This window comes from Spirulina sp. 06S082, assembly GCF_034932145.1.
Taxonomy (GTDB): Bacteria; Cyanobacteriota; Cyanobacteriia; order Cyanobacteriales; family Spirulinaceae; genus CCY15215.
The window spans coordinates 1-2,326 of sequence record NZ_JAYGHV010000473.1; the positions used below are offsets into that span (position 1 = coordinate 1).

Consider the following 2,326-nt stretch of genomic DNA (forward strand, 5'->3'; position numbering starts at 1 on the left):
GGAATCGAAAATGCGCTAGGGCATAGCGTATCAGAAAATGCTTGTGGAGATGATCTGACGGGGGCTTTGCCTAGTCAAAAATCTGTGAAGCAGGAAATCTTGAATGTGAGTTCAAGAATCTCCCGCTAGAACGCTCAAGCGTTTAGCGGTGAGAGTATGTCAATTTCAGAATTTTTGATGAAGCCAAAGCTAGAGAATTTTATCTCGATTTTTTGCGATTTACAGAAGATATTTAAGCATAAACAAGCATAAAATCTTAGACTCTAACTTTTTGATTCGATCGCCTTCCTCAAGAATATTGGGCATTTCGGAAGAGAATATGGCAAGATAGTAAGTTAAGCGTTCAGAATGAGCAATAAATTTTTATGTCAGTCTTGGCAGCAATCGGGGTTCTCGCCCTTTTAATCGTCGTACACGAACTCGGACATTTTGCCGCCGCAAGGTTGCAAAATATTCACGTTAATCGCTTTTCCATTGGTTTTGGTCCTGTATCGTTGACATATCAAGGATCCGAGACGGAATACGCTATTCGTGTTTTCCCCCTCGCAGGATTTGTCGGATTTCCCGACGACGATCCCGATAGCGATATTCCTCCCGACGATCCCGACTTACTCCGCAACCGTCCCATTTTAGACCGGACGATCGTTATTAGTGCGGGGGTGATTGCGAATCTAATTTTTGCTTATTTTCTCCTCACTGCTCAAATTGCTACAGTAGGATTACCTGATTTTAATTATCAACCTGGTGTGGCGATCGCGGAAGTTGTCACGGAACCCGTTACTGCTGCTCAAAAAGCGGGCATTGAAGCAGGAGATATTGTTTTAAGTATTAACTCCCAAAAACTCGCAGCATCGGAGAAATCCTTACCCGAGTTTATGGAAAAAATTCAACAGTCTCCCGATCGCCCGATCGCTTTAGAAATCAAGCGAGGGGAAGAAATATTATCTCTGCAAGTTACCCCAGAATTAGGAGCAGACGGCCAGGGTAAAATTGGTGTTATTCTTTCTCCTAATGGCGAATTATTCCGCGATCGCCAAAATCCCATCACTGCTTTAAGCATGGGTGCGAATGAATTTCAACGCCTTAGCGTTCTAACCTTTCAAGGATTTTCTCATCTTATTCTCAACTTTAGCGAAACAGCAAATCAAGTTGCGGGACCGGTTAAAATTGTTGAAATTGGAGCAAGTTTGGCTCGTTCTGATGCTGGCAGTTTATTCCAATTTGGTGCTTTAATTAGCATTAATTTAGCGATTATTAATATTTTGCCTTTACCTGCATTAGATGGCGGTCAATTGGCATTTTTGTTAATTGAAGGACTGCGCGGTAAACCTCTCCCCGATCGCATTCAAGATAATATTATGCAAACGGGATTTGTTTTACTGCTCGGGTTAGGTGTATTCCTCATTGTTCGCGATACTGCTAATCTTGAGGTGATTCAAAAACTTTTCCAACAGTGAGTTTAAATCGTAAGTGGGCGAGTAATCAACAAAGGGCGCTAGAAATTCTGGTTCGTCTTAAGCGCCTTTACCCCAATGCGAAGTGCAGTCTCGACTATGAAACGACTGTTCAACTTCTCGTTGCAACCATGCTTTCCGCACAATGCACCGATGAACGAGTAAATAAGGTGACACCCGCATTATTTGCCCGTTTTCCCGATGCAAAAGCACTGGCGCAAGGCGATCGCGAAGAACTGGAAAACCTGATCCATTCAACAGGATTCTATCGCAATAAAGCCAAAAATATTCAGGGTGCTTGTCAAAAAATCATCACTGAATTTAATGGTGAAGTGCCTCCTTATATGGATAAATTGCTGCAACTTCCAGGGGTGGCGAGGAAAACAGCAAATGTAGTTCTCGCCCACGGATTTGGGAAAAATATTGGGGTCACGGTAGACACTCATGTTAAACGACTTAGCAACCGCTTGGGATTGACAGAATATAGCGATCCGATCAAAATTGAACTGGATTTAATGCGACTTCTCCATCAAGACGATTGGGAAAATTGGTCTATTCGTCTTATTTATCACGGTCGTGCTATTTGTAAGGCACGCAAACCGGATTGTAAAAATTGTATTTTAATAGATGTTTGTCCTTCTGCTATTGATGTTAATTTAGAATAATAAGGAACGAGATGTTAATTTAGAATAATAGGGAACGAGATGTTAATTTAGAATAATAAGGAACGAGATGTTATAGTTAACCAAAATATAGTCAGATATAAACAAGACATGGATTCTATTTCAAAAATCCCCTTCATTTTGGCTTCGAGAGATTGATTCTCCTTGGGTGAACTACGCACCTCTCTATCCCATAGCCCCTAAAGGCAT

3 protein-coding genes are annotated in these 2,326 nt (G+C 41.6%); all 3 read left to right on the forward strand.

The annotated features are described in order from the left end of the window. The first annotated feature begins 170 nt into the window (after positions 1 to 170). The 3 genes from VB714_RS27635 to nth all read left to right on the forward strand — a co-directional run bounded on the left by VB714_RS27635 (position 171) and on the right by nth (position 2,119). Positions 171 to 236, forward strand: a complete 66-nt coding sequence (locus VB714_RS27635) for a hypothetical protein (protein WP_416309813.1) — start codon at positions 171 to 173, stop codon at positions 234 to 236. A gap of 129 nt (positions 237 to 365) precedes the next feature. Then, on the forward strand, positions 366 to 1,457 hold the full coding sequence (gene rseP, locus VB714_RS27095) for an RIP metalloprotease RseP (protein WP_323228439.1): 1,092 nt from the start codon (positions 366 to 368) through the stop codon (positions 1,455 to 1,457). Then, positions 1,454 to 2,119 carry an endonuclease III gene (gene nth / locus VB714_RS27100; protein ID WP_323228441.1) on the forward strand — a complete coding sequence of 222 codons (666 nt, stop codon included), beginning with the start codon at positions 1,454 to 1,456 and terminating at the stop codon, positions 2,117 to 2,119. The genes rseP and nth overlap by 4 nt, the downstream gene beginning before the upstream one ends. The last annotated feature ends 207 nt before the right edge of the window (positions 2,120 to 2,326 follow it).

Coding starts and splice junctions, on each gene's coding strand:
- rseP (WP_323228439.1), top strand. CDS start 366: ATGTCAGTCTTGGCAGCAATCGGGGTTCTCGCCCTTTTAATCGTCGTA.